This window comes from Pantoea sp. CTOTU49201, assembly GCF_032054795.1.
Lineage (GTDB): Bacteria > Pseudomonadota > Gammaproteobacteria > Enterobacterales > Enterobacteriaceae > Pantoea > Pantoea symbiotica.
The window spans coordinates 1-2812 of sequence record NZ_DAMBSA010000055.1 but is presented as its reverse complement, the minus strand read 5'-3'; the positions used below and the strand labels follow the sequence as shown (position 1 = coordinate 2812).

Genomic DNA, 2812 nt, shown 5'->3' with positions numbered 1-2812 from the left:
GCGACCGTCTTAAACCCGCACCAACAAAAAAGCCTCCGCAAGGAGGCTTTACGTACGACATAAACAGGGCGGCATGCGCACACCCGATGAGTGCTGGATTTTACGAAAGCATCTGAATCGCCAGCGCGTACAGCCGCTGGTTTTCATCGTCATTGACAGGCTCTTCTTCCGCGTAACAGGCAATCATGGAACTCACTTTATCCGAAGATAAGGTTTCTCCATGCAAATGCAGCGTTAACACGGCGCGGCCGACGATTTTCAGAATGTCTTCGTTTTGTCCCTGGACAGAATGACTCAAAATGACCTCTGAAATATTATGGGTTTTTAATAATTAGCCAAATGGCGCGCTAAATATAAAGCAAATCAGCCATTGGTTTTAATCAGAATTTTACCTAACCACAGCCATTCATTAGCCAGACACCTCTAAAAAGGGTGCCAAAAAGCGTGATAACAGTTGTTTCATAACGCTAATTCTCCCTTTTCGTTAAAGATGTCTTTTTTTAACGCAATTTCTCAGGATTAAATCAACCTTAAAAGCATTAGAACTTCGCACCATTTCATGCTTAAAAAAGAGACAAGTCTGGTATAACGCTTACTGATTTCAAATGGGAACCAGCGGCGCTTTTGCCATTGCCGATCACGCCCCTTTCTGCCAGACTGACCGCCGCAATCCTACCCGCAATTAGAGACTTTCCCGTGACTGCTTTTTCTACCCTGACGCAACTGCCCGCCAGCCAACTCGATAACCTGCGCGAGATGGGTTTCGACGCCATGACGCCGATTCAGGCCGCTTCCCTGCCCGCTATTCTGGAAGGGCGCGACGTGCGTGCGCAGGCGAAAACCGGCAGTGGTAAAACCGCCGCCTTTGGCGTGGGTTTACTGAATCGCATCGACAACAGCCAGTTTCACACCCAGGCGCTGATTCTGTGCCCGACGCGTGAACTCGCCGATCAGGTCAGCAACGTGCTGCGCCAGCTGGCGCGTTTTACCCGCAATATCAAAATTCTGACGCTGTGCGGCGGCCAGCCAATGAGCGCCCAGCGCGATTCCTTGGTGCATGCGCCCCACATTGTGGTCGGCACGCCGGGTCGTTTGCTCGATCACCTGAAGCGCGACAACCTCGATCTCAGCCAGCTGCAAACGCTGGTGCTGGATGAAGCCGATCGCATGCTGGAGATGGGCTTCCGCGACGATATGGAAGCGATCATCGGCTTTACGCCGGAAACGCGCCAGACGCTGCTGTTCTCTGCCACTTGGCCGGATACCATCGCCAGCCTTAGCCAGCGTTTTCAACGCGATGCGCTGGCAGTCGCCACCGAAGATAAAACCGAGTTGCCGACCATCGAGCAGCAGTTTATTGAAGCCAGCGCCAAAGAGCGTCATAGCCTGCTCGGCGCGCTGCTCAGTCAGCAGCAACCGGCCTCCTGCGTAGTGTTCTGTAACACCAAGCGCGAATGTGACGACGTTGCCGCCGCGCTGAATGAACGTGATATCAGTGCGTTGGCGCTGCACGGCGATCTGGAACAGCGCGATCGTGAGCGCGTGCTGATTCGCTTCGCCAACGGTAGCATCCGTGTCTTGATCGCCACCGACGTCGCCGCGCGCGGTCTGGATATTAAATCGCTGGCGCTGGTGGTGAATTTCCAACTGGCGTGGGATCCGGAAGTGCATATTCACCGTATTGGCCGTACCGGTCGCGCCGGTGAAAAAGGTCTGGCGGTGAGCTTTGTCGCCCCCGACGAAATGGTGCGCGCCAATGCGCTGGAAGAGTATCTGCAGCAGAAGCTCAACTGGGTTTCCTCCAGCACGCTGAAAGGTACCAGCGCCAAATCGCTGCCGGCGACCAAAATGACGCTGTGCATTGATGGTGGCCGCAAAGCCAAAATCCGTCCCGGCGATATTCTGGGTGCATTGACCGGTGAAGCCGGTTTCAGCGGCGATCAGATCGGTAAGATCGATATGACCGCTACCCACGCCTATGTGGCCATCGACGCCGCTCAGGCGAAGAAAGCGCTGATCAAGCTGAAAGAGGGCAAGATCAAAGGCAAAAGCGTGCGCGCCATTCTGTTGAAGTAAGTTGTATCCGCGTGAGGGCGATCGCCCTCACGCTAAAATTTCCGTTATCTCCCCTTCATTTTTTTTCTCTTCTGCCGATAAGTTAATCATGGCGATATTGCCCTGCCCTTTACCCAGCCCAGATCTGCTCCGAGGCCATGATGGATAATTTTCAGAAAGAGATCGATGAACGCGCCAACCTTGCGCTTTCCAATAAATTCGAACTGCTGTTGTTCCGACTGGGTTCCGATCAGCTGAAAGGCAAATCTGAGCTGTACGGCATCAACGTGTTTAAACTGCGTGAAATCGTGCCGATGCCAACCATCACCCGCGCCGCGGGCATGCAATCGCCGCTGCTCGGCATGGCGAGTATTCGTGGCCAGTTTATTCCGGTTATCGATCTGCCTGCCGTGACCGGCTGCAAACCGGAAACCGGACTTAACCTGCTGCTGGTAACCGAATATGCACGCAGCACTCAGGCGTTTGCCGTGGAATCGGTTGAGAACATTGTGCGTCTCGACTGGAGCCAGGTGCATACCGCTGAAGCGGGCATCGGCAGCCGCAACATCACCAGCATCGCTTGTCTGGATACCGATGGTCAGAGCAACAATCTGGCGATGGTGCTGGACGTTGAGCAGATTTTGTATGACATCATTCCTTCGGTGCGCGGCGTTGAGCCGAGCGCAGAAACCGCCAAAGACTTCAATTTGAAGCCAGGCCAGGTTGCGATTGTGGCGGAAGATTCCAAAGTGGCGCG

The 2812-nt window shown here is 54.1% G+C and carries 3 protein-coding genes; 2 read left to right on the top strand and 1 reads right to left on the bottom strand.

Features of this window, described 5'->3' with window-relative positions; all coding sequences use genetic code 11:
• Nucleotides 1–100: 100 nt before the first annotated feature.
• Nucleotides 101–298, bottom strand: a complete 198-nt coding sequence (locus RTY00_RS06230) for a hypothetical protein (protein ID WP_312663828.1) — start codon at nucleotides 296–298, stop codon at nucleotides 101–103.
• 398 nt (nucleotides 299–696) lie between these two features.
• On the opposite strand from RTY00_RS06230, the gene dbpA reads away from it, so the two are divergent.
• Nucleotides 697–2076: an ATP-dependent RNA helicase DbpA gene (gene dbpA / locus RTY00_RS06225; protein WP_008105991.1), complete on the top strand. Its 1380-nt coding sequence runs from the start codon at nucleotides 697–699 to the stop codon at nucleotides 2074–2076.
• 140 nt (nucleotides 2077–2216) lie between these two features.
• The coding region (locus tag RTY00_RS06220; protein WP_312663826.1) for a chemotaxis protein CheW at nucleotides 2217–2812 on the top strand (596 nt) is incomplete at its 3' end.